This is a genomic window from Sphingomonas flavida, from assembly GCF_036663655.1.
Taxonomy (GTDB): Bacteria; Pseudomonadota; Alphaproteobacteria; order Sphingomonadales; family Sphingomonadaceae; genus Sphingomonas.
This window is the reverse complement of sequence record NZ_JAXOJH010000014.1, coordinates 35,377-59,796: the sequence shown is the minus strand read 5'-3', so window position 1 is coordinate 59,796 and position 24,420 is coordinate 35,377. Positions and strand designations below refer to the sequence as shown.

At 67.4% G+C, this 24,420-nt stretch carries 23 protein-coding genes; 10 read left to right on the top strand and 13 right to left on the bottom strand.

The features are described 5' to 3' along the window. Positions 1-165 precede the first annotated feature (165 nt). The 5 genes from U1703_RS14910 to U1703_RS14890 are packed head-to-tail and all read left to right on the top strand — an operon-like array spanning position 166 to position 4,475. The gene (locus tag U1703_RS14910; protein WP_332786308.1) at positions 166-1,116 is read left to right on the top strand and encodes an acyl-CoA thioester hydrolase/BAAT C-terminal domain-containing protein; all 951 of its coding nucleotides are present in this window, start codon (positions 166-168) and stop codon (positions 1,114-1,116) included. Next, the gene (locus U1703_RS14905) at positions 1,113-2,024 is read left to right on the top strand and encodes an ABC transporter ATP-binding protein (protein ID WP_332786307.1); all 912 of its coding nucleotides are present in this window, start codon (positions 1,113-1,115) and stop codon (positions 2,022-2,024) included. Before U1703_RS14910 ends, U1703_RS14905 begins: the two co-directional genes overlap by 4 nt. Then, on the top strand, positions 2,021-2,743 hold the full coding sequence (locus U1703_RS14900) for an ABC transporter permease (protein WP_332786306.1): 723 nt from the start codon (positions 2,021-2,023) through the stop codon (positions 2,741-2,743). The genes U1703_RS14905 and U1703_RS14900 overlap by 4 nt, the downstream gene beginning before the upstream one ends. Before the next feature lie 29 nt (positions 2,744-2,772). Beyond that, positions 2,773-3,867, top strand: coding sequence for a sensor histidine kinase (locus U1703_RS14895; RefSeq protein ID WP_332786305.1), 1,095 nt, complete (start codon positions 2,773-2,775; stop codon positions 3,865-3,867). Continuing rightward, positions 3,864-4,475 (top strand): response regulator, encoded by a 612-nt coding sequence (locus U1703_RS14890; RefSeq protein ID WP_332786304.1) that lies wholly within the window; start codon positions 3,864-3,866, stop codon positions 4,473-4,475. The genes U1703_RS14895 and U1703_RS14890 overlap by 4 nt, the downstream gene beginning before the upstream one ends. A 288-nt stretch (positions 4,476-4,763) precedes the next feature. Here U1703_RS14890 and U1703_RS14885 read toward each other — a convergent pair whose 3' ends face one another. Next, the gene (locus U1703_RS14885) at positions 4,764-5,399 is read right to left on the bottom strand and encodes a glutathione S-transferase (protein WP_332786303.1); all 636 of its coding nucleotides are present in this window, start codon (positions 5,397-5,399) and stop codon (positions 4,764-4,766) included. 117 nt (positions 5,400-5,516) lie between these two features. Between U1703_RS14885 and U1703_RS14880 the strand changes: the two genes are divergently transcribed. Then, complete coding sequence (locus U1703_RS14880) at positions 5,517-6,872, top strand: serine hydrolase domain-containing protein (protein WP_332786302.1); 1,356 nt, start codon at positions 5,517-5,519, stop codon at positions 6,870-6,872. Positions 6,873-7,186: 314 nt separating this feature from the next. Beyond that, complete coding sequence (locus tag U1703_RS14875) at positions 7,187-7,402, top strand: hypothetical protein (protein ID WP_320450795.1); 216 nt, start codon at positions 7,187-7,189, stop codon at positions 7,400-7,402. On the opposite strand, the gene U1703_RS14870 is transcribed toward U1703_RS14875, so the two are convergent. Beyond that, entirely contained in the window at positions 7,399-8,526 is a 1,128-nt protein-coding gene (locus U1703_RS14870; protein WP_332786301.1) for a hypothetical protein, read from the bottom strand. The two genes, U1703_RS14875 and U1703_RS14870, sit on opposite strands and share 4 nt — an antisense overlap. A gap of 142 nt (positions 8,527-8,668) precedes the next feature. Here U1703_RS14870 and U1703_RS14865 point away from each other — a divergent pair, with 142 nt between their 5' ends. Further along, positions 8,669-9,604, top strand: coding sequence for a ferritin-like domain-containing protein (locus tag U1703_RS14865; protein ID WP_332786300.1), 936 nt, complete (start codon positions 8,669-8,671; stop codon positions 9,602-9,604). On the opposite strand, the gene U1703_RS14860 is transcribed toward U1703_RS14865, so the two are convergent. The 5 genes from U1703_RS14860 to U1703_RS14840 are packed head-to-tail and all read right to left on the bottom strand — an operon-like array spanning position 9,544 to position 15,055. Continuing rightward, on the bottom strand, positions 9,544-10,122 hold the full coding sequence (locus U1703_RS14860) for a 4'-phosphopantetheinyl transferase superfamily protein (protein WP_332786299.1): 579 nt from the start codon (positions 10,120-10,122) through the stop codon (positions 9,544-9,546). The genes U1703_RS14865 and U1703_RS14860 overlap by 61 nt on opposite strands. Beyond that, positions 10,088-10,855 carry a Crp/Fnr family transcriptional regulator gene (locus tag U1703_RS14855; protein WP_332786298.1) on the bottom strand — a complete coding sequence of 256 codons (768 nt, stop codon included), beginning with the start codon at positions 10,853-10,855 and terminating at the stop codon, positions 10,088-10,090. The genes U1703_RS14860 and U1703_RS14855 overlap by 35 nt, the downstream gene beginning before the upstream one ends. Positions 10,856-10,857: 2 nt before the next feature. Next, the gene (locus tag U1703_RS14850; protein WP_332786297.1) at positions 10,858-13,074 is read right to left on the bottom strand and encodes a GumC family protein; all 2,217 of its coding nucleotides are present in this window, start codon (positions 13,072-13,074) and stop codon (positions 10,858-10,860) included. A 26-nt stretch (positions 13,075-13,100) separates the two neighbouring features. Then, complete coding sequence (locus U1703_RS14845; protein ID WP_332786296.1) at positions 13,101-14,432, bottom strand: outer membrane beta-barrel protein; 1,332 nt, start codon at positions 14,430-14,432, stop codon at positions 13,101-13,103. Continuing rightward, entirely contained in the window at positions 14,429-15,055 is a 627-nt protein-coding gene (locus U1703_RS14840) for a polysaccharide biosynthesis/export family protein (protein ID WP_332786295.1), read from the bottom strand. The genes U1703_RS14845 and U1703_RS14840 overlap by 4 nt, the downstream gene beginning before the upstream one ends. Positions 15,056-15,413: 358 nt before the next feature. On the opposite strand from U1703_RS14840, the gene U1703_RS14835 reads away from it, so the two are divergent. After that, a complete protein-coding gene (locus U1703_RS14835; RefSeq protein WP_320450787.1) occupies positions 15,414-16,064 on the top strand; it encodes a sugar transferase in 651 nt (216 codons plus the stop codon). Here the strand turns inward: U1703_RS14835 and U1703_RS14830 are convergent. From U1703_RS14830 to U1703_RS14815, 4 genes are read right to left on the bottom strand one after another with little or no spacing between them, the layout of a single operon-like run. Next, positions 16,058-17,245 carry a glycosyltransferase family 4 protein gene (locus U1703_RS14830; RefSeq protein ID WP_332786294.1) on the bottom strand — a complete coding sequence of 396 codons (1,188 nt, stop codon included), beginning with the start codon at positions 17,243-17,245 and terminating at the stop codon, positions 16,058-16,060. The genes U1703_RS14835 and U1703_RS14830 overlap by 7 nt on opposite strands. Beyond that, a complete protein-coding gene (locus U1703_RS14825; RefSeq protein ID WP_332786293.1) occupies positions 17,242-18,426 on the bottom strand; it encodes a glycosyltransferase family 4 protein in 1,185 nt (394 codons plus the stop codon). The genes U1703_RS14830 and U1703_RS14825 overlap by 4 nt, the downstream gene beginning before the upstream one ends. Then, positions 18,426-19,424 (bottom strand): glycoside hydrolase family 71/99 protein, encoded by a 999-nt coding sequence (locus U1703_RS14820; RefSeq protein ID WP_332786292.1) that lies wholly within the window; start codon positions 19,422-19,424, stop codon positions 18,426-18,428. The genes U1703_RS14825 and U1703_RS14820 overlap by 1 nt, the downstream gene beginning before the upstream one ends. Beyond that, complete coding sequence (locus tag U1703_RS14815) at positions 19,421-20,935, bottom strand: DUF6418 domain-containing protein (protein ID WP_332786291.1); 1,515 nt, start codon at positions 20,933-20,935, stop codon at positions 19,421-19,423. Before U1703_RS14815 ends, U1703_RS14820 begins: the two co-directional genes overlap by 4 nt. Before the next feature lie 103 nt (positions 20,936-21,038). Here U1703_RS14815 and U1703_RS14810 point away from each other — a divergent pair, with 103 nt between their 5' ends. Further along, positions 21,039-22,514, top strand: coding sequence for an oligosaccharide flippase family protein (locus U1703_RS14810; protein WP_332786290.1), 1,476 nt, complete (start codon positions 21,039-21,041; stop codon positions 22,512-22,514). On the opposite strand, the gene U1703_RS14805 is transcribed toward U1703_RS14810, so the two are convergent. Together U1703_RS14805 and U1703_RS14800 are read right to left on the bottom strand one after the other, a co-directional pair. Next, complete coding sequence (locus tag U1703_RS14805) at positions 22,480-23,175, bottom strand: small ribosomal subunit Rsm22 family protein (RefSeq protein WP_332786289.1); 696 nt, start codon at positions 23,173-23,175, stop codon at positions 22,480-22,482. The genes U1703_RS14810 and U1703_RS14805 overlap by 35 nt on opposite strands. Before the next feature lie 2 nt (positions 23,176-23,177). Beyond that, entirely contained in the window at positions 23,178-24,329 is a 1,152-nt protein-coding gene (locus U1703_RS14800) for an acyltransferase family protein (RefSeq protein WP_332786288.1), read from the bottom strand. Between the last annotated feature and the right edge of the window lie 91 nt (positions 24,330-24,420).

Genomic DNA, 24,420 nt, shown 5'->3' with positions numbered 1-24,420 from the left:
CTGGTCGAGGACTTTATAAACAGACCTGATTCCGATCATCCATCGATCTCGCTCCTGCGCCGTTTTCAAAAAAATCGAACCCGGTCACCCCAAACCATGACATCTGTCACTACGTGGGCCGCGTGCCATGGCGCAGGGAATGAGCCTCACCGACGAGGTTGAACGATGTTCCTGACTGCCTTCGCACTTGCCGCCGCTCTGCCGCCTGCTGCCGCTGCCACCCCCGCGACAGCATCTCCAGCCGCCATCGCCCCGCAACCCATCCGTGACGGCGGCATGATCGCCGATCTCTACCGACCCGCGCGTCCCGGCCGCGCACCCGCGATCCTGCTGCTCGGCGGGTCGGAAGGCGGCCTTGGCAAGGCGGCCGCTGCACAGGCGGCGGCGCTGGCGGCCCATGGCTATGTCGTCCTTCAGCTTTCGTATTTCGGTGGCCCCGGCCAGCCTGTCGCCCTGAAGTCGATCCCCGTCGAAACCTTCACCCGCGCGCTCGACTGGTTAAAGACGCAGCCTGGGGTCGCCGACAATCGCATCGGCATCGTCGGCACGTCCAAAGGCGCCGAGGCAGCATTACTTGTCGCCTCGCGCCGAAGCGATCTCAAGATCGCGGTGCTCGGCGTCCCTTCCAGCGTCGTTTGGCCGGGGATCGACCGACAGGGACTCGTCACCGAAAGCTCATGGACCGAGGATGGCAAGCCGGTGCCGTTTACGCCCTATGGATGGACGGGAGAGTGGCGCGGCATCCATGCCCTGTATGCCGACGCGCTGGCCGATCCGGCCAAGGCCGCAACGGGCGCCATCCCGGCCGAGCGCGCGAAGGCCGCCATCGTGATGGTCTGTGGCGAGGCGGATGGGCTGTGGCCGTCCTGCCCGATGGCACGGGCGGTCGAAGCACGGTTGCACGCCGCCAGCTATCGACATCCCGTCACGGTGCTTGCCTATCCCGACGCGGGCCATGCCGCATTCGGCCCGCCCCCCGATCCTGCCTCGCAGGCGGCGAGAACGGCCGCTTCGCTTGGCGGGAGCATCGCCGGCAACCGCGCGGCGCGGGTCGATGGCTGGCCGAAAGTCCTGGCCGCACTCGATGCCGCGTTGACGCCGGAGGCCGGTCGATGAGCGGCGATCTGTCCGACGTCGCGCGGCTGGCGTGCGTGTCCAAACGGCTTGGCGGACGAAGCGTCCTCGCGGAACTCGATTTCGGCATCCGCGCCGGTGAGGTGACCGCGCTGCTGGGCCCGAACGGCGCGGGCAAGACGACCTCCGTCTCGCTGCTCACCGGACGCATCGCGCCGGATGCAGGCACCGCAGAGATTTTTGGGCTCGACCCGCGCCGACCCGCCGCGCGCCGCCGCCTGGGCGTGATGCTGCAAAGCGCGGGCCTGCCCGACGTGCTGACGATCGGCGAGCTACTGACGCTGCAATCGGGCTATTACATCGACCCGCGCCCGCTGGACGAGACGCTGGCGCTCGCGGGGCTCGACGACCTTGCCGACCGCCGCTGCTCGGCGCTGTCGGGTGGTCAGGCACGCCGCGTTCATTACGCCCTGGCGATCTGCGGCCGCCCCGACCTGCTCGTCCTCGACGAACCCACCGCCGCCATGGACCGGGCCTCCGCCCGCATGTTGTGGGGCACAGTGCGCGCCCTCGCCGATGACGGAACGGCGGTGCTGCTGACCAGCCACGACCTGGCCGAGGTCGATGCGCTCGCCGACCGGATCGTGGTGATGGACGCCGGGAGGATCGTCGCCGACGACACGCCTGCCGCCCTGCGGGCGCGAGCGGGAGGATCGGTGATCCGCTGCCGCAGCCGACTGACCCCGGATCGCGCCGCAACGGCACCGGCGGTCAGAGACGCTGGCATGGACGGCGCGAACCTGCGCATCGTCACCGCCGATGCCGCCGCGACCGTGCGCGCGCTCCTCGATGCCGATACCACGCTCATGGATTTGCGCGTCGCCGATGCGACGTTGGAGGATGCGATCGCCGCCCTGCTCGTCGCCCAGCCGGAAAGGATCGCCGCATGACCGCACTCGTTGCAATCCCGAACGGCGTGTGGCTGCGCGAAGCGGTCGCCGAACTCAAGCGCACGTCGCGATTGCCCCAGTTCCTCGTTCCGACCGTGGTGACCCCCGCCGCGTTCTATGGCCTGTTCACGCTGGCGGTCGCCAGGTCGCCCTCCCCCGAATATGCCCTTGCGACCTTGGCGGGCTATGGCGTGTTCGCCGCAACAGGTCCGGCCCTGTTCGGCTTCGGTGCCGGCGTCGCCATGGAGCGCGAGCAAGGTCTGATCGAATTGAAGCGCGTGTCGCCGATGCCGGCCGGTGCCTATGTCACGGCGAAACTGGTCGCCGCCGTCGCCACCACCGCGCTGGCGCTGGTGTTGATCGATGCGCTGGCGATCGTCGCAGGTGTCCGCTTGTCGGCGGCAAGCTGGGCCGCGCTGACCCTGCTCCATCTCGGCTCGGCGATCCCGTTTGCGCTGATCGGTTTCGGCACGGGCATGCGGATGAGCGGCAAGGGCGCGGTGGCGGTGGCCAACGCCGTGTTCCTCGGCGGATCGGTGCTGGGCGGCCTGTGGATTCCGACCGTCATGCTGCCTGGCTGGATGCAGACGCTGGGCCAGATCACGCCGTCCTACCATCTCGGCCAGCTCGCCCGCGGGATCGTCGGCGTCGATACGCTTGGCTCGTCCTTCGGCCATGCGACGGCGGTGGCCGCGATGACAGCCGGGGGAATCGTCTAGGCCTGGAGCGGATGGCGGCGGAGCCCGGCTTGACCGAACGCGCCTACAACGCCGACAGTGGCGCGATGCGCACGGCGGAACAGCGATGGTGGGATGGGCCATGGCCGTGGCTCGTCTACCTCGTCTTCCTCCCCCTGCCATGGCTGTGGAAGCGGCCCGACGCGGCGACGCTGATCGCTTCGGCGCTGGCAGTGGCGGTCTTCCTGCCCCTCTACGTCCTGGCGCATCGCTGGCAGGGCGGGAAGCTGTTCGGTGCCTGCGCCGCGATCACCGCGATCGGCATCGCCCTCGCCGCTTGGCCGGTTGGGTGGACCGTCTTCCCGATCTACGCCGCGTCGGCGATGGGGCATGCCCGTCCGCGACGCGTCGCGACCCTTGGCATCGCCGCGATCGCGGTGGCGACGACCGTGACCGGTCTTGTGCTGAGCCAACCGACTTTATGGTGGCTGCCCGGGGTGCTGCTCGTCGTCATGACCGGCGGCGGGACCATCTCGCGCGAGGCCTTTTACGAGCGCACCCAGGCGCTGCTCGCGACCCAGGAAGAGGTCCGTCGCCTCGCTGGCACGGCCGAACGCGAACGGATCGCACGCGATCTGCACGACGTCGTTGGCCGTACGCTGACGCTCGTCGCGCTGAAGGCCGATCTTGCCGGCCGACTGCTCGAGCGGGACATGGTTGCGACACGCGCGGAGGTGGAGGCGATCGCCGACGCCGCACGTGCTGGCCTAGCCGATGTCCGCGCGGCGCTGGCCGGGCAGGCTGGCGGTGGCCTGGCGCAAGAAGCCTCGGCGTCGATCGCCGCGTTGCGAACCGCCGGCGTGCACCCGACAATGAAAGGCGACGCCGCCGACATTCCTGCCAACGCCGGCGCGGTGTTGGCGATGACGCTGCGCGAGGCCGTCACCAACGTCATTCGCCACGCTGACGCCCGGCATTGCACGATCCATATCGTCGCAGACACAGGCCACGCCCGCTTGGTCGTCGAGGACGATGGCGTCGGCTTTTCCCGCAGCGAGGGCAACGGCCTGACCGGTATGCGCCAGCGACTGGTCGCCGCAGGCGGTGCCCTGCACCTCAGTCCTGCCCGACCCGGCACCCGCCTCGAAGCGAGCGTGCCGACATGACATCCATCCGTATCGTCATCGCCGAAGACCAGGCGCTCGTGCTGGGCGCCATCGCCGCGTTGCTCTCTCTGGAGCCGGACTTTACGATCGTCGGTCGCGCGGCCGATGGCGACGCAGCCCTCGCGATGGTGCGGAATCTGGCCCCAGACATCTTGCTGACGGATATCGAAATGCCGGGTCGAACCGGCCTCGACCTTGCCAACCGACTGGCCGACGAGCGATCGCGCACCGCCGTCGTCATCGTGACGACCTTTGCTCGGCCGGGCTATCTTGCCCGGGCACGAAGCGCCGGTGTGCGCGGCTATCTGCTCAAGGACGCACCGGTCGACGACCTGGCCGCCGCGATCCGCTCCGTCGCGGCCGGCGGTCGCGCGATCCCCGCCGATCTCGCAGCAGCGGCCGGTGAGATCGGTCGCGATCCGCTCACCGATCGCGAACGCGATACGTTGCGTCTCGCCGAGCAAGGGCTGTCGAACAAGAACATCGCCGATCGGCTCGGCCTGTCACCTGGGACCGTCCGCAATTACCTGTCCGACGCGGCAGGGAAACTCGGCGCGGCGAACCGCATCGAAGCAGGTCGCACGGCACGGCGGAACGGGTGGTTGTAGCCCATAAAGGCTCAGTCCCCATGTGCGGCCACCTCGCCGATCCCGGGCCTTTGTTCAACATGAAAATATGACCATCGCCGCTCGCCTCCCTCACGGACGGCGAGAGGTTCGAACCGACCACGCGCGCATTTGATCAGGGCGCGAAAGCGACGCCTGCCGCGCTTGAAGGTACACCGCTGACAGCGATGGGCTGACCCGAATTCAGGAATTCCGATGTGCTCGGCGCCCCCCTGAAAGCGGACGCGCGTTAATCATAACCTGGCCGCGATACGTTCAACCGCATGACCTTCACTGACCTTCACCTTCGACGACTATAGCCGTTCCATCCGGAGACCAGGGCGAAACCTTGTGCATGATCCGCTCGAAGCGATCCGAAGCGAGATGGTCGGCCAGCCATGATTGCAGCCGTGGCAGGGGCAAGGCGTCGAACCACCCCCGATCGACCTGGGCGAACTGCCTGATGAACGGTATGAGGGCGGCATCCGTGAGGCCCGCCTTCGTGCCGCAGAGCTGACCGCCTGCCTCGATCCGCGTCTCCAGAGCTTTTAGGAACGAGAAGCCGCAATCGCGATGCCGGACGGGATCCGAGCCGTGGCGATCGGGATATTTATACCGGTCGAGATGGTACTTGAACACGTCGTCGTTCGCCGCGACCAGTGCGGCATCGTCGCGCGCGAGCCAGTCTTCCGGGTCTCGGAACCGCAGCACCCACCGCATGATCGCGAGGCTTTCCTCGATCACCCCGCCCTGCGCCGTTACGAGCACCGGGACCGTGCCCTTGGGGGATGCGGCAAGCATTTCCGCAGGCTTGTCGGACAGCCTGACCTCCCGAAGCTCATGGCGCACCCCGCTGACGTCCAGCGCCAATCGCGCCCGCATTGCGAAAGGACAACGACGAAAGCTGTAGAGGATCGGGTCGGTCATCCCGCCGCCATAGGCCCCATTCCTTGCCGCAAAAATCCCCTGATCGGGAAGAAAGCCCAAGGATGCGTGTGGGATATGCGGATTGCCCTATCCTGGCGGCAATGGAATGATGTACTGATGCGGATACGAACATCAGCAGCTCTCGCCCTCCTCCTGGCGGGTCACGCGAACGCCCAGATCGTCGCCCAGCCTTCGGCCGGCCCCTATTCGCGCGCGGTGGCGGCCGGCTACAAGGCGGCCCTCTATTGCTCGGGGCTCTTCAATGCCGGGCGCACCCCGGCGCAGATCGATGCCGACGAACTGACCGGCATCTATCCCGATTATGAGAAGATCGTGCCGACGCTCGCCGCGCAGATCGACCGCGCGCATGGGTCCGTCGCCGTCGCCTTCGACCCCGCGCTGCCGCCGCGATACGCCATGTGGCGGCGCGGCCGTGGCTGCGTGACGCTGCCGATCGGCAGCCAGCCACCGGCGGGCACCGCATCGGCCGCGCCTCCACCGATTGCGGGCGCGGATCCCCGTCCATGGCCGCAGGGCGATGCCGGCATCGCCGCGCGCCCTGCCGCGCCGCTGAACGCGGCCGTCAGCAAGGCGTTCGCCGGTGGCTATGGTGCCGGCGCCAAGACGGTCGGCGTGCTCGTCGTGCAGGACGGCAAGATCGTCGCCGAACGCTATGGCCCCGGTTTCGGGCCCTATGTCTCGAACCGGACCTGGTCGGTCGGCAAGTCGATCGCCGGAACGCTGATCGGCGTTGCCGATGCCCGCGCCCTCCAGGCCCCCGCCGCCATACCGCAATGGACAGCAGGCGACCCACGGCGATTGATCACGCTCGACCACCTCCTGCGCATGGCGTCGGGCCTGCACAGCGACACCGCCGGCAACCGCACCGACGCCATCTATTTCGGCGGCACGGCCGTGGACGAGCAGGCGGCGTCCTGGCCCCTGGAGGCCCCGCCCGGCACGCGCTTCCGCTATGCGAACAACGACATCCTGCTTGCCGTCTATGCCACGCGACAACGGATCGGTGAGGACCGCTATCGCACATGGCCGAACGATTTGTTCGCCAAGCTCGGCATGGCGCATACCGTCGCGGAGACGGACTGGCACGGCAACTATGTCCTCTCCAGCCAGGTGTGGTCGACCGCCCGCGATCTCGCGCGGCTCGGGCTGTTCTGGTCGCAGGACGGGGTATGGGCGGGCCGGCGCCTGCTGCCGGCAGGCTGGATGCATACCATGACGACGCCGAGCGGACCGCAACCATCCAGCGGCCCCGGCTATGGCGCGACGATGTGGCTGTTCGGCCCCCAACAGGGGCTTCCCGAGGGCAGTTTCGCCGCGCAGGGCAATCGCGGGCAATATGTGATGGTTATTCCGGAGCGACATCTGGTGATCGTCCGACGGGGCGAGGATCCTGGCGCGGCCCGTTTCGACATCGCACGCTTTGCCGCCGATATCGCCGCAGCGCTGCCCTAGCGCCGCGCGCCCTCGCTTGGCGCACGACTGCCTCGTCAGCACGGTAGTTCGTGCCCGGTTAGCTGACAAGGGCTGCGACGCAGACGTCATCCGTGCCATAGCCACCCGCTAAGACCAACTGCCCAGCAGCATCCTCGGCATGGTCCGTCTCACCACCGCCAGATACCGGGTCAAATTTGTTCACGCCGCCGCGCCGGCTGCGCCATCAATATCAGCCTTCTGGCCCGCCTGCGATGTGGGTTGGACAGAGCTCTCGCTTTCGCGCGTGTCTCAATTGATCGGATCGCAGTCGCCGCCGCTGCTATCGCCGTGGCATGACGTCACGCCCCTTCTCCGGCGACCCGCCGCACGAAAGCCCGCTGACCGCCGATGAGCAGCAACGGATTGGCAGCCTGTTGTCGAGCGTTTCGACGCAGACGCTGCTGCAATCGCTGGTCTCGTTGTGCGGGATGAACGACGATGCGAGGCTCATCATCGGCGAGCTGGTCGCCCGCCTGCCCCCGGAACGGCCATCGGGCGACGTCGATTAATTGCCGGTCATGCCGATATAGCGGATCGCGGTATCGGTGCCCCCATTGCTGACCCGCAACGATCCGATCCGCGCGCCGCTTGCCGAGCGGACGACAAGATCGATGTCATAATCACTGCAATATTCCAGCTGGACGAGGTCGTTCATCGGATTTCCGGGGATGGTGTCCCACACCTCACCCGTGACGCGCAGACCGGAACAGCGGACCGCGCGGATGAACTGGCCGTTGCGGCGGCCGCGCAGCGTCACGTTGCGCAGCGTCACATTGCTGCAATCGGTCAGATAGGCGGTCGGCCCGTCCTGTGTCGCCGCGCCGAAATCCAGGTCGGCATTGGCGATCGTCACGCGATCGATCACGCACCCCTGCGCGACGCCGTTGTTCTGCATCACCAGCGGGCAGCCGGTCGGCCCCTGCGTAATTCGGCCCTTGATCCCGGTCAGCGTGACGTTGCGGATCGTCGCCTTTCCCGTCGTGGTACTCGTATAGAATTTGATGCACGAGAAGGCGGCGCTGTTGAGGGTCATCGTCGTCAGCGTGATCCGATCCATCACCGCATCGATCGATTCCTGGTTTTCCGAGGTGAAGGACAAGGCGTCGTCACCGCTCTGCACGGCGATATTCGATCCCGTGACCTTGCTGCACGCGCCGAAAAAATGAAGGCCGTCCGCGCCCGGCCGGGGGACGCCGGAATTGAGCGTCAGGCCGTTGATATGACCACCGGCGGCATTCTTGATCTCCATCGCGAAGCCGGTCAGCGGTCCCTCCGTCCGAACGCCGATAACGGTGAAGCCATCGGTGTCGACGATCCCCAGGCCCTTGCGCGTCGCACCGGCAGGGTCGGATGCCGCGCCGACAAAGGCCCCGCCTGCACCGACGATCGTGACGTTGTTGAGCCGTTTGCCCGAACGGTTGGTCAGGCAGTAAAGCGTGCCGACCCGCGGTCCGTGATCATTGTAAAGGTCGCCGCCTACGACGATCCGCGCGTTGCTGGCATAGCCTAGCCCGGTCGCGGCCAAGCGGTGACCACCGGGTGGAATCGTGAAGGGAAGACGGCTGCCAGCCGCGTCGTCGAGCGCGGCTTGCAGCGTGGCGGTCATGTCGGGATAGGCCATGGGGTTCGTCATTCCCCTGGTTAAGGGCACCGACGGTTAACGTTCCCCAACCACCACCCCGCTATCCGACTTTGTTACATCATTTGATGTATTTACGGGCGATATGCGAAAGGCATTAATATTCTGGCAACGCTGTTTGCCATCTTGGGGCGGCATGAAGTTCAACGACCTTCCCCAAGATCGCCGCCGGTTCCTGCGCCTTGCCGCCGGCTTTTCGACCGGCGCCCTGCTATCGGGATGCGGTGGCGGTGGCGGCTCCGACGACAGCGTGCCGGTGGTCAGCGCACCGGTCGCGGTGGTGCCCGCCGCGCCGCTTTCGGCCGCCGTCACACATCCGCTCAACCTCGCGCTGATGCTCGCCTATCTCGGCGCGCAATATCATGCGGTGGCGTCGCGGGGCAGCGGCCTGCCCGCGACGCTGACCGGCGGCACGGGAAATGCCGGGGCGGTGACGGGCGGACGGCGCGTCACCTTCGCCGACCCGATGATCGCGGCACTGGCGGCCGAACTCGCCGATGAAAAGGCGGCGCAGGTTGCCACGCTGCGCACCGCGATCGGTACGGCCGTGGCGGCGCAGCCGGCGATCGACCTGTCGACCGGCACGACCAGCGCCTTCGCCATTGCTGGCCAGCGCGCCGGCATCGTCGCCGGGGGACAGGCTTTCGATCCCTATGCGGGCGACACGGCGTTTCTGCTCGGCGGCTTCCTGATCGAATATGCGGTCGCTGCCAGCTATCGGACGTTGCTGCTTACCGGCGGCGATAACGCCGCCACCACCGCCGCATCGACGCTCCTGGCCGATGCGATCTATCAGGGCGGACTGATCCGGTCGCTGCTGGACCATCAGGCCGAGGCGAACCCCGCGATCGGCGCGGCGCTGACGCAAATGAGCGCGATGCTGACTGCGGTCGACGGCACCAATGTCGGCGACCAGACACTGAGCGGCAACGGCACGGGTGCCAATCTGCTCGACGCCGATGGCAGGCCGATCCCCTTCACGCGCGCAACGGGGCAGGTGCTGAATGCGCTCTACCTGTCGAACGGCGGGGCGGGTGGGTTCCTGCCGATGGGGGCGAACGGCGTCGCCTGACGCGCGATGCCGAACATGGTGTCGCCGCAGCGATAGAGGGCGAACGACCAGCCCTCTGCCACCCCGCACAGCGTGATGCGATCGCCCCGCCCCTGGAAGACCAGCGTATCGAGCGGCATCGCCAGCCCCACACCCAGCGCCTTGCCATAGGCCTCGCGCAGCACCCAGCGGCCAGCCAGCTCTATCAGCGGATCAGACGCCGCCGCAACGATCCGCCGTTCACACGGTGCCAGCCACGGATCGCCCGGGGCGGCGTTCAGCGCGATCCGCGCCAGCGTCTCGACATCCAGGCCGATCCGCCCCTTGCTCGCCACCATTTCGGCATGACAACCGGGCACGGCGCTGCGGCTGGCAATCCCCCCTGCCCGATCGATAGGTTCGTCGCCGAAGGTCAGCACCCCCTCCGGCAGCACCGCCCGCCACCCCCTGTGGTGCCGGACCGCGACCAGCGGCCGGACGCAGGGCGCCAGCGTGCCGTCCAGGTCAGCCTGCAGGGCTGTCGCGGGTCGGATCGGCACGGTCCGCCAACAGCGCCAGCCGGGGAAAATCGGCGATCATCACGATCCCGCTGCGCATCGTCACCAGTTTTTCGCGACGCAACTGCGACACGATGCGATTGATATGGACCAGACTAAGGCCCAGCAATTCCGCCAGCGTATCCTGCGTCAGAGGCATCGGGAAGGTGCCTGCATGGACGAAGCCGATCGCCGACAGTCGCTGGTGCAGTTCGAGCAACAGGTGCGACACGCGCTGCAACGCATTCTGGCAGCCCAGGCGAACGATATGGTCGAGCAGCCCCATCTCCTCCCCCCGGTCGATCGCGGCCAACGCGCGGACCAGCCCCGGATGATCGTCGGGTTGATGCCGCACCGCCTGCACCAGCCGACCGATGCCGATCGTCCGCACCGGGGTCAGCGCGACCACCGGGTTGAGCGCCAGCGGCCGCCGCTCGCCGCGATCGCCCATCATGTCGCCCGGCAGCAACAGGCCCAGCATCTGGCGGCGTCCATCGGGGAGGATGCGCGGCCGGCACGCCCAACCACCAACGATCAGCCGAGGATGCGGACTGCCATCCTCATGCGGACAGATGCTGGTGCCGGCGGCATGCGGCTTGGGCTGTTCGCCCAGCGACAGCACCAGCTCGATCTCGTGCGACGCCAGCGTGGTGAGATTGCGCAGCCGATACAGCAGCAACTCGGTGCTGAGCGCCCGGCCGGTGCCGCGCGGATCGGCGGGCGTCGCGACACTCACGGTCAATTCGCATAATAGGTGCTGTAGGAGCCCATGAAACGCGCCGGATCGCCATAACCCGATCGCGCCAGCGCATGGAGATCGACGCGGCTCAGCGCCACGCCGCTCACCTTGACACCCAACGTCTGGAGCAGATGGATCGCCATCTCGACCGCCGCATCGGGCGTCTTGCGCCAGCGCACCAGCAGCACCGTCGCGTCCGACTTCTTGGCGACCAGCCGCCCGTCGACCACCGGCAGCACCGGTGAGGCATCGAAGATCACGACATCGAACCGCGCCTTCAGATCGTCGATCAGCGTATCGAAGCTGCCATTCCCCAACGCCGCCGATCCACTGAGGCCCGCGCGCAACATCGGCAGGATGGTGAGCGGCGAGTCCACATCGGGCACCAACGCCTCGTCCAGCGTCGCCGCACCCTCCAGCACCTGTTGCAACCCGACCGCAGGCCGCAGGCCGAGCGCATTGGCGATGCTGGGGCGGCGCATATCGGCATCGACCAGCACGGTGCGAACCCCGCTCATCGCGACGATGCGGGCAAGGCCGATCGAGGCGGTCGTCTTGCCCTCGTTGGGAAGGGCGGAAGTCAGCGCGATCGTCCGCACCGAGCCGCTGGCGGCGGATTGCAGTACCGATGCGGCAAGGTTGCGATAGCCCTCGGCATAGGCCGATCCGCTATGGTCGACCAGCGCACTGATCGGGTCGCTGCCGCCGATATGGCGCACCGCCGAGCCGAGCGTCGGAAGACCCGCGAGATAGGGAAGCTGCAACCGCCCTTCCACATCCTCCAGCGTGCTGATGCCGTGATCGGTGCCCTGCCGCAGGAACACGACGCCTAGGCCGATCGCGGTCGCCAACAGTGCGCCGACCAGCAGGTTGATCGGCCGGTTGGGCGCGCTGGGGCGGGTCGGCACCGCCGCGAAACTGGCGACGCGCGCATCCGACTGGGTGGTAGCCCCCTGCGTCCCGATCTCGTTCAGCCGGGTGAGCAATTGCGCATAACTCTGGTGCGCAGTGTCGGAGCGCAGCTGCAATCCGCCGAGCGCGATCGAGGCGACGTTGTTGTTCACCACCTGCGCGCGCGCCCCCCCGGCGCTACCCGCCAGCGACCCGGTGCGGCGCGACGCCACCTCGCGCTGGGCTTCGAGGTTGGAGATGGTGCGCTTGATCTCGCCCTGGATCTGCGAATCGATATCGGCCACCTGTCGCTGCGCGGCGGCGAGCGGTGGATATTTCGCGCCGTATTTGCCATCCAGATCGGCGACCTGGGCGCTGACGACGGCGCGCTGACTGCGCAATTGCTGGATGACGGGCGAGCCCAGCGCTTCGCCGAGATCGTCCCCCTGTGAGCCACGGGCAAGCTGTTGGCGCGCCGTCTGCAACCGCGCCGTCGCCTCCGCCTCACCGGCACGGGCCAGCGCGACCTGGCCGTCGAGCGACGACAATTGCTGCTCGGCGATCGTGCCGCCCTGCACGCTCATCAGATTGTTGGCGACCTTGTAGCGGCCAAGGGCACTGTCCGCCGCCTCGACCTCGCGGCGTGCGCCGTCCAGTCGGCTGCGCAGCAGCGCCGCCGCAGCCTCGGAGCCCTCGCGCTTCACGGACCCCGACTGCCCCACGAAGGATTGCGCATAGCTATTGACGATCGCCGTCGCCAACTGGCGGTCGTGATGTTCGAACGACAGGGACAGGGCGAAGGTCTGCGCGGTACGATGCACGTCGATGCCCTGCACCAGCCGCTCGATCGCGGCATTGCGCCGCGCCGCCATGGGCACCGGCTTCGGCGTCGCCGCCAGCATCGGCGCGCGATCGAGGATAGGGGCGAGGACGGAGGGCGTCCGCATCAGATCATCGAACCGCGCATCCTCGGTCAGACCCAGGCGGTCGACGACCAGCCCGGCAAGCGTACGGCTGCGCAGCAGCTCCACCTGCGTATCGACGCTCGAATCCGCCGCCGGATCGCTCAACGCGCTCGTCCGGTCCGATCCGATCTCCGCCGGGCGCGGCGCGATCACCAACGTGGCCGTCGCGGTATAGCGCGGCGTCTGCGCCCAGGTATAAGCCGCCACCAGCAGCATGATCCCGCCAGCAACCGCCAGGAACAGCACCAGATGCCGGCGATAGGTCTTGATGAGGTCCATCATCCCGCCATGGGTTGCGGGGCGGTCCTGAACGGCGGGCATCGCATGGATGCCGTCATAACGTGCGGGCAGGCTGGCCATCGTTGCGGCTCCAATCACTTGGGGGATCAATTCTGAAAGGTCAGGGTTGCGGACACGCGATGGTCGCCGAAGTCCGTGACCCCGACGGCGCAGGTGCAATCACGCGCCAGATACCGATAGCCGAGCCGCGCATTCCAATGGTTGCGCGACAGATAGGTCAGGCCCGCATCGACATAAGGCAGCCGGTCGCGCCGCTCGATCCCGCGATAGGTGTCGCGGTAATAACCGACCTCGGTCGACAAGATGATGTAGCGCCGCAGTTCGTGATCGGCGCGCAGCGATCCGCCACGATGCAGCACCCCGCCGGTGCCGGGGACGCCGCTGTCCTGGATGCTGCTCTCCGCCGTCGCGGTGATCGTCCACAAACGGTTGGGGAAATAGACGAGCTTGCCCAGCGTCCCCAGCCCCGACAACGACTTGACCCCGGCAAGGTCGAAATTCTGATGGATATAGCCGACGCGCACGTCACCGCGCAGGAGCGACGTCACCTCGAAACTCGACCCGACATACAGGCCATAGCCCTTCGAATCGCGGTTGCCGGTGGTGGCGAAACGATAGTCGATCGTGTTGACGCTACCCGCGCCATAGATCGACACAGCCGGGCTCAACGCCCGCTCTGCGCGGACCAGCAACTGGTAACGGGTCCGGTCGCGGTCGCGGGTGAACAACGTGCCGCCGGCGGTGTCGGTCGTGTCGCGATAGCGCAGGTTCGCGACGTCGCCACGGACGATGACGCGGGTGCTGGCGCTTTCGATCGTGCCGCTCGCATAGGCGTTGAGCGCGTTATACTCGATCGGCTTGGCGGCGTTGATCGGCGAGTCGGCCGCAAAGCGCGGGGTGATGAACGTGCCGTAGCTGGCCCCGGCCGTCAGCGCGCTGAGCGGCCCCACCGCGACGCTGCCCTGCAATCCGGCCAGCCCCTCCTCGGTATTCTCGCTCGTATAGCGGGCGTAACGGCGTATATCGCCGCGCGCATAGGCGGCGACCTGATACGGCCCGCTGCTGGTGCGCACGGTCAGTTCCGGTCGGATGACGGCGGCGAAATCACTGCGCCGGTCGACGTTGTTGGCGAACAGGTTGGACGTATAGAGCCCCCCGATCGACAAGCCGGCAAACACGTCGAACGCACCCACCGTCGTGCCTTGCGCCGTGAAGGCGGGCAGCATGCGGTCGGCGACGCCCACGTCCCGCGAACGGGTGAAGACCGACTGGGCGGTGGTGATCGGCGGCTCGGGCGGCACGATCACGGTCGGCACATCCTGCACCAGCTGCGCCGCCGCTGGGCCCCCCGTTCCGCATACGAGGACCAGCAGCGATGCGCCGCGCGCCAGGCGCCTGATGTCCAGGGAAAGGATCAAAACCAGCGCTCCTTGATGCGGATCGTGTCGCCCGGGGCGACCATCGTCTTGGCCGTGACGTCTTCCGTCACCTCGGCGTCGGTGCCCGCGTGCTTGATGAGCACCTGCTTGGTCTTGGCGCGATAGGTATAGCCCCCCGCCTGGGCGACCGCGCCCAGCACGGTCAGCCCGTTGGCGAAGGGATATTGGCCGGGCTTGTTGACCTCGCCCAATATGTAGAACGGGCGGGTGGTCAGCACTTCGACCGCGACGCGCGGGTCCTTCACATAGCCGTCCGAAAGCCGTGCGACGATCCGGTCCTGCAATTGCGTCGAGGTGAGGCCGCGCACCTCGACCTCGCCGATCAGCGGCAGCGAGATGAAGCCCGCCCCCCCGATGGTGAATTCACCGCCCAGCGCAGGATCGCCGAACACCACGACGCGCACTCGGTCGCCGCCTGACAGCGCATAGGCATAGATGGGCAATGTCGCGGCCGGATCGGCGGGCGTTGCAGCGCTTGCTGGCACGCCTGTTCGTGCCGGGTCGCCGATCTGTGCCGCCACCGGCCAGGCGAATGGCACTCCGACGATCAATGCCGCCGCCAGCATGATTGCGGACGCACGGAACGGGCCTTGCGTGGACATGCGTTCTCCTTCGGCGGTCACCCGCCTTGCTTGAATGGTCAAATTTTCGGCTCCGCACGGAAATATTCCGCACGTCCAGAATTTACGCGATGATTACATCGAAACAAACGACGCTCGACGAGACGGCTGCTGGCCGCCCGGCTCGCAATTCAACTCTTATGATATGTCTAGTATGCGACATCCACCGGAGCGACATTAACTTATAATGCATTTTTCAAAATCGTTGACAAATCATTACATCATTAGATGTTTGTGGGGCCAGGTTGACCTTTGAAGGCTGCAAATCCCATCAATTGATGGGCTCATGCATGGCGAGGGCGCGTTTTCCTGCGGTTATCACCAGTCGTGAGGTGTCCCCATGATCGCCACCCGAAACCCCTCGCCCTATTTCCACGCCCGTCCCCGCCTGCTCCAGGCGGTGGATGTCACGCTCGCCTTTCTGGCGCTGACGATACTATCACCAGTCATGCTGGTGCTGGCGTTGCTCATCGCCATCGGCAACCGCGGGGGATCGCCATTTTATGGACATCGCCGCTACGGCAAGGAGGGGCGCACCTTCCTGTGCTACAAGTTTCGGTCGATGGCGCTGGATGCCGACGCGCGTCTTGCCCGACTCCTGGCCAGCGATCCGGCCGCGCGCGCCGAATGGCATCGCGACCACAAGCTGCGTCGCGACCCGCGCGTGACGACGATCGGCCGGTTCATCCGCAAGACCAGCCTCGACGAGCTGCCGCAGCTGTTCAACATCCTGCGCGGCGAGATGAGCCTTGTCGGGCCGCGTCCTATCGTCGCCGCCGAAGTACGCCGCTATGGCAAGCATTTCGCCGATTACTGCTCGGTACGGCCCGGCATCACCGGGATCTGGCAGATAAGCGGCCGCAACGACACCAGCTATCGCCGCCGTGTCGCGATGGACAGCCTGATGGCGCGGCGGATGTCGCCCCGTCTGTACGCCCGCGTGTTGATCGGCACGGCGCGCAGCGTGCTGACCGGCCACGGCGCCTATTGAGGACGAAGGACCGTGTCGTAGACCGCGGCAAAAGCGGTCGCGACCGCCTCCGGCGTGGTCCGCGCGATCACCCGGTCTCGCCCTGCTGGCGCGCCGGGGCGGCCCGTTTCGATCAGGCGCGTCATCCGCTCGGCCAGCGCCTCGACATCACCGGGCGGCACCAGCCAGGCGTCGTCGGCAATGATCTCCGCAATCCCGCCGCTGCGCGCGCCGATCACCGGAACATGCGCCTGATACGCTTCCAGCACCGTGCGCCCCAGCGGTTCGGCCCATAACGACGGCGCGACCAGCACGTCGATCCTGTCGAACAGGTGCCTCGGCGTCTGAAACCCCAGGAATTGGACCGGCAGTCCCTCGGCCAACGCCAGATAAGGGGCGAGCGGCCCCAGCGCGGCACCCGCGATTTCCAGTCGCCACCCCATCGGCGGCAACAGCCGCGCCGCCTTCAACAGCGTATCGACGCCCTTTTCCGGGCTGATCCGGCCGAGATAGCCAAAGACGATCGGCCCGTGGAGCGGCGGCTTGGCATAGTCCATAGCCACCCCCTCCACCTTCGCGGTGTTCCAGATCACCCGTCGCCGGTCAGCCGGGATGCCGTCGAAGAATCCATAATGCAGGTGGCGTGCCAGCACCTCCTCGCCGACCGCCGTCACCGCCGATACCAGCCGCTGGTCGAACTGCTTGGCGAAGGTCAGGATGCGGCATTTGAGGTGTCGGTGCGTGCACGGCCCGCTCTCGCGGTACATCGAACTGGCCGCGCATAGCAGGTCGAAGTCGCGCAACGTATGGACGATCGGAATGCCGCGCCGGTGCGCCGCGTGCCAGACACGCGTCGAAATATCGACCATCGAATGGGTGTTCACGATGTCGGGCCGGAAGGCGTCGAGCACGGCGCCGAAGCGCCGCTCAATCGCGAAATTCGCCTGTTGCTTGAACTTGGCCCATTCGCGCTGGCGAGGGGTGTGCTCCAGCCAGTCCTCCAGCCAGAAGTCGTTGCCGTGCGGCATCCGAAATACCTGCACGCCGTTCCGCTCCTCCTCCACGGCCTCTCCCGGCGTCAGGCAGGCGGCGGCGACGTCCCACCCGGCGGCGGCCTGCGCCTCGGCGAGCATGCTGACCGATCGCTCCGCCCCGCCGACGATGTGCGGCGGGTAGAGGCTGGACAGGTGCAGCACCCTCATGCCAGCACCTCGGCGTAAAGCGCGTCATAGCCGTCGAGCATCCGCGTCGGCGTTACCGCCGCCAGCACATTCGCGAACGCCGGTGGCTGGGGCAGCGCCTCCCGGCCCCCCGCCATCACCGCCGCCATCCTTGCCGCCAGCGCCGCCGCATCACCGGGCGCGACCAGCCATTCCTCGCCGACCGCCCCCACCAGATCGGCGATCGCGCCCAGCCGCGATCCGATCACCGGCACGCCGCACGCATAGGCCTCGACCACCGTCAGGCCGAACGGCTCGCGCCAGATCGACGGCACGACGAGCAGGTCGATCGTGTCGAGGAAGGCGTCGGGATCGGCGAACCCCAGGAATTCGACCGGCAACCCCTCCGCCAGCGTTCGATAGGCGGCATCGCCCTCCTGCGCCCGCCCCGCGACGCGCAGCCGCCAGCCGTACGGCGGCAACAAGCGACAGGCGGCGAGCAAGGTCTCGATTCCCTTTTCCGGCACCAGCCGCCCGAGGAAACCGAATGTGATGTCGCCACGCCGCACCGCTCGCGTCCCGGCGGCGGGAACATCGACCGCGTTCCAGATCACGCGCGCCCGATCGTCGCCCAGTTCCCGGAACAGGCCGAAGTGGCGATGCGTGGCGAGCACCGGGGCGGACACCGCCGCGACCGCGTCGATCGACCGCGCAAACCGCCCCTTCCACGCACCTGTGACCCGGCATGAGCTATGCAGCGTCTCGCACGACCGCCCGTTGCGGAACAGCGACGCGCGTGAACAGATCAGGTCGTAATCATGCAGCGTATGGACGCTCTTCGCGCCACTGGCGGCGATCGCCGACCAGATCATCGGGGGCAGTTCGACCATCGAATGGGTGTGGACGATATCCGGCCGGAACGCGGCGATCGCCCGTCCGAAATCGGCGGCGGCACGATAGTCGACCATCTGGCCCAGCTTGTTGGCGGTGCGCATCGCGCGCGGCGCCGCGAACACCTCCTCCATCCAGACGAGGTTACGGCTCCGCTGCGGCAGCACGACCACGCCATGCCGTTCGCCGGTATCTTGCGCTTCGCGCGTAAGATAGGCCGCACCGACCCTATGCCCGCGCGCGACCTGAGCCTCGGCGAGCATGGCGACCACCTTTTCCGCGCCGCCAACGACATGCGGCGGATAGACCGAACTGATGTGCAGGATACGCATCAGCGGCGCATGAACCGGCGGGCGGCGGGCGCCATCAGCGTCAGGTAGCGGTCGCCATATTCGCGCGACGGCTCGATCTCCGACCCCTCGTGCCATTCGTTGAAGCTGGTGACGAGCACCCAGTCGGCATTATGGCGGATCGCGGCATCCCACAGCGTGGTATAGGTTGCGCCATCGAACCGCCCGACGGTCGGCCTCGGTGCCGCTCGGCCCGGCACGCGCGTGTCGTCGAAGCCGGGAATCACGGTGGCGCAGAACAGCTTGCCTCCCGCCATCCGCCGCCAGACCGGATAGGTCCGGTCCGCCCAGGCCGCCATCTGCGGCGGGGTCATCCCTTTCAGATAGGGGGCGAGGACATAGACATGGATGCCGTCCATGAACGGCGCCCAGGCGGCGAAATCATCCGTCTCGCGCGGCGACACGTCACCGACCAGGAATGCCAGCCCCGCCGCCTTGCGCCAGTCACGCGCAGGCAGGTCGCGCAGCGCCTGGAGGTAGAGGAACAGTACCGGCCGCCCGGCGACCTGCAGCCAATTGCCATGCGCCCCGTAGGTCCGGGTCAGATAGGCGATATCCCGCGCCGCGCCTGCCGCACCATCCTTTTGCTGTTCCAGATAGACGGTGACATGCAGCCCCACCGCCGCCGCAGCGGCGAGGATCGCGGGCATCGCCTTGTCCTCGAACGACCCGATCCCCCACCAGCTGACGATCAGCGCGGTGATACCCGCCGCCTTCATCTGCGCGAAATGGGTGCGGATCACCGCCGGATCGTGGCTGTCATACAGGCCGAGCCGCGGATGGTTCAGCGTCGGGCTCTGGCGCGGCGCTTCGTTCTTCGGCCCCTGCCAGTGCGACCACTTCCCGCTGGTCGCGGGATTGCCGTACCAGGGGTAATAGAAGGCCAGCACCTGTCGCGGGTAGCGCCCTCCCCCCTTGCCGATGGCGGGGGCCGCCGCGAGCGCGATGCCGCCCGCCATGATGCTGCGTCGTGAAATCATGAATGCCGCCCCGTGCTGAAGGTCGCCGCCCGCGCCCGGCCCCAGGCCGAACGGATCTGCCCGCGATTGACGGCGAGCAGTGCGATCTCGATCGTCAAGAACAGCAGCAACCGGTTGATCTGCCCCGGCGCGGCGATACTCCACAGCGAGGCCTGCTGGACGGCGAAATAGATCTGGAGGAACGTCCAGACAGCGAAGAACAGGCTGAGCGGAAAGCCCGATTCGAACGCCCGCCGGAGGTACAGCGCGGCGAACGCCACCAACGCGCCGAGCAAGGCCATGATGACCGCGACTCCGGCATAGCCGAACATCACCAGCGCCATCGCCTCGGTCCCCATGGTCAGCTGCACCCAGCCCTGGTTCTTGCGGAAGCTGGCGGCAAGCTTGGAGGGGGAATAGCGCTCGATGAAATAATAGGTCTCTACGCCATTGGCGAAGGCGGAGGCGGGGGGCGACTTGTCGCCTAGCGTATCGATGTTGCGATCGACCAGATGGGCGTCCCAGTTGGTCATCCGCCGCGCGTCGCGGCTGGCGATGAACCACAATTCGCCTTGGCCCGCGATCCGTTCGCCGACCAGCGTCACCGTTCGGTCGAGCGGCAGGCGGCCATAGCCCGAATAGATGTACAGGGTCGCGCCCAATGCCGCGCACAGCAGCGCGCCGACCGGCACCGCCAGCCGCAGCATCGTCCCCGCCAGTCGTCCCTGCCGCGTGAGCAGCAGCGGCATTGCGAAAAAGGCCACTTCGGCCAAGATGGTGAAGAACTTGTCGCCGAACAGGAAATACAAGCCGGTGAGACCGAGAAAGGCCACGATCGCAGCGGTCTTGAGCAGCGGCTGATAGCGCGGGGCGAACGCGACTGCGCCAAGCATAGCGGCGAAGAGAAACTTGTTGTCGAGCAGGATCAGCACCAGCCCGCTGCTATATTCGCGACGATAGAGAAAGCGGTCGACCCCCGCCAACAGCGGAAACCCGCCCTGCAACCCGTGGAGGAAGGCGATGCCGCCCAGCGCCATGCAGAGCAGCACGACCGGCCAGCCGAGCCATGCGACCACCATGTCGAGCAGCGGCGCGCGCGCATAGGCGAGGACCGTCGCCTCGAGCTGGCGGAACACCAGCGCGAAGACGAGGAAGAACAGCGCGGTGAACGCCAAGAACGACGCGCTGGCATCGCCGGGTTCACCCAGCCGGTTGACCTCCGGCATATAGGCCCCGGCCTCGATCACCAGCAACGAGACAAGCGTCGCGCCGCGGGTGATGACCAGCGGCAACAGCAGGATCAGCCCCGCCGGACTGATCCGGCCCACCAGCAGCAACAGACCACCGAACAGCACCAGCGAGCTGCCAGAAAACAATATGTTCGGCAATGCCGCGGCGAGCGACCAATTGGCCGCAAGCAGTGCGACGAGCGTCACTATCGCACCCAACGGCAATGGCCGGGTCGACCGGGCGTCCTTGCCCGCCGCTTCGTCCATGGCGGCCGTGCCGCCGCTGTTCATTGCCCGGATCATGTCACCGGCGGTACGACCGCGACCCGCCGCCCGATGCGTCAAATGAGGCAAGGCCGCGCCCTCCGTCATGGTCAGGGCGGTGCCGCCCACAGGAGTAGCCGTCGTGCTCGGTAAGAATATTCTCTCGATGTCGGGGCTCAGTCTCTACCGCAACGCCATCCAGTTCGGGATGAACATCGCCATCGCCGCCTTCGTCGCGCCCGGCGACTATGGCCTGATCGTGTTCACCACGCCGTTCGTCGTGCTTGTCGCGATGCTGACCGACCTCGGCATGACCAGCGCGATTACCCGCGCGCCGACGCTGTCCCGCGACGAGGCGGGCGCGGCGATGGGGGCGATGATGACCGGCGGGGTTGCCTGCGCCGTATTGCTGGTCGCCGCCGCCTGGCCCTTGGAACGCGCGATCGGCATGGCGGGCCTTGCTCCCGTGATGGCGGCGATGGGGGGCGTCGTCGTGCTGTCGATCTCGGCGGCGACACCCCGTGCGCTGCTGGAGAGACAGCTTCGCTATACGCTGATCGCGCGGATCGAGGCGGGGGGCATTGCGATCGCCGCCGCCGCCGCGCTGGTCGCCGCCTGGCATGGCGTTGGGGTCTGGTCGCTCGTCCTCTATAATTTGCTGGTGCAGGCGATGCGGCTGTCGGCCTTTTGGTGGACGGCGCGGACGGCGTTGCGCCCCAATACCCGCTTTCGCCAGCTCGGCACGCTGCTGTCGTTCGGCGGCTGGGTCCTGGCGAACAATATTCTCAGCTTCCTGGCGCGCAACAGCGACAATCTGCTGATCGGCGCATGGCTGGGGGCGGCGGCGGTCGGCGTCTATGGCCTGGCCTATCAGTTCATGCTCGCGCCGCTGATGGCGATAACCTGGCCGACCAGCGGCATTCTGATGGCGACGCTGCGCGATCAAGACCCGCACGGGGCCCGCGCCCAGGCGATGGTGGAAAGCGTGCTCGCGGCGACCGCGCTCGTGGTCGTGCCGGCGATGCTGTACCTGACCTTCGGCCTGGCCTTTCCCGTCGCCGCGTTGCTGTCGCCGCGCTGGGCGGCGGTGCCGGGGATCGTCGCGTGGCTGGCCCCAGCTGGCGCGTTGCAGGCGATCGCATCGTATAACGGCGCGCTGCTGATGGTCGCCGGCCACGCCCGCGCGCAATTCGCGTTGAGCGTGGTCAACACCATCGTGCTCGTCGCGACCTTCGTCCTCGCGCTGCCATACGGGCTGATGGCGCTGGTCCATGCCTATACCGCCGCGATCACATTGCTCAGCCTGGCATTCATCGCGATGATCGTGGCGCTGACCGGACTGGGCCTGCGGCGGCTTGCCCATGCGCTGTTGCCCGCGCTGTTCGCCAGCGGCGCGGGTGTCGCGGCGGTGGCGCTGGGGATCGGCACGCATCCGGCGAGCTGGCCGGAGTGGATCAGCGCCACCGCGCTCTATGCCGTGGTCGTCCTCGGCAGCTATGCGTGTCTCCACCTCCACGTCCGACGCACCTTGGCGGTGCTGCTGGCACGCGACACCCCGCTGTCCGCGACGACCGACGCGCCGATTACAGGAACGTCGCCGGCAGGAACCGCCCCGTAGCGAATACCGCCTGGCTTTTGGCGGCGCGGAGCACGCCGACCGCATAGTCGCGCTTGTCCGCCTGCAACCGTGCATGGACCTGCGCGATCGTATCCTGCTCGCCGTCGCGCTCGGCATCGTCCAGCACCAGTGCGAAGTCGGGCGGCAGGTCGCCCAGCATCGACAGGATGCCGCCCCGCGAATGTCGCGGCGTGCCGCGTGGCCCGTCGCAGACGATCGCATCGAACCGCCGACCGGCCTGTGCCGCGTTCCAGTCATAGGTCATCATTGTCCGCCCGCCGACCCGCATCCGCCGCAACGGCGTCACTAGCACCTCATGGCCGACCTGGCCTGCGATCCGTGCACCCCATTCGGGGTCATTCTCCAGCGTCAGAACCTCGCCGACGCAACCGCGCCGTTGCAGCATCGCCCAGAGCAACGTGCTCTGTCCCGCGCCGACATCCAGCACCGACGCCGGCTGGAACTCCGCACCGATGCGCAGGATCAGGTATAACAGGCTGTAATTCGCCGCGCCGCCGGTCGGGAAGAAGCGGTCCTCCTCGCCCAGCAACGCCAGTTCGCGCAGAAACAGGTCGCGATAGATCGCCTCCAGACCGGGTTCGGGGGCAAAGGCATCGGCGCGGCCCGTCCAGTGCCGCCATCGTTGGCGCAAACTCGGCATCTTCATTCTCCTGATGGGGTCGCGGGGGCGAACGCGCCTTTGGGTGCAGGCCGCACGAACCGCCGCGCCAGGGCAGCGGTCATGGGTCGTTCGATCCAGCGGTGGGCGGCAAGCGCGACAAGGATCGCCACCGCGACCGTCGCGGCGACCAGCGGCCAACCGGCGGACTTGCGAACAAAGGGCAGCTTCTGCGCGAGCTTCTCGGTGGCTATCAACGCGAAGGGGTGGAACAGATAGAGCGAATATGAGGCATCGCCGATCCGGGTGAACGGCAGGGCAAGACGCGGAAGGCGCGGCTCCGGCCCCAGCACCGCGGCCGCCAGCACCACCGCGACCGGCATCCCTGCGAGCAGCACGCGCGGCCAGGCATTGGCGACGGTCGTGCCGATCGGTCCGTCGAAGATATGGGCGGGATCGGCCAGCAACAGCGCCGCGCCGCCAGCCGCCAACAGGATACGAACCCCACGCGGCAGGATGATCCCGCGCCCGACGAACGCACCCACCAGCATCCCCAGCCCGAAATCGAGGATGATCGGCCGCGTCCAGAACCACAAAGCCGACTGGCCCGGGAGGACGGTCCCCGTCACGACGCCAAGCCCCAGCAGGACGGCCATCGCCGCCAGCGCCCGCCCCCGTGGCAGCGTTACGACCAGCGCGAGCAGCGCATAGAACAGCATCTCGTAATTCAGCGTCCAGCCGAGGTCGAAGACGGGAAACAGCCGCCCGTCCCCATAGGTATCCGCGGGCATGAAAGCATAGGAGGCCAGGATCGCCGCCGCATCGGGAAAGCGGTCGCCCCCCTTCCACGTCGCGACCGCCAGCAATGCGAGGAACAGCGTGGTGACGAGCCAGTAGAGCGGCACGATCCGCACCAATCGCCGCCGCAGGAATTCCGCGCGAGCGCCGGGTCGGCCGAACAAGCGGGTCGAGGCGTGGACAATGATGAAGCCCGAGATCACGAAGAACAGGTCGACCCCCGCCCCCCAAGGCACCAGCGTCGATCGCGCGAAGCCGCCACCGGTCGGGGCGACGATGCCGACCACCGCGCTCTGGCTATGGCCGACGACGACCATCAGCGCCGCGACGCCGCGCATCACCTGCACGGTCCACAGCGTGTCCCCGCGCATCGGCGCGACCGCGCCGACCGGCCGCACTGCCTGCCGGCTTCCATCCCTGTCCCGGCCATCGCGATCCATGACGCCAACCACCACAGCGCAGCGCCGGGCTTCACCTCAAATGACGCAA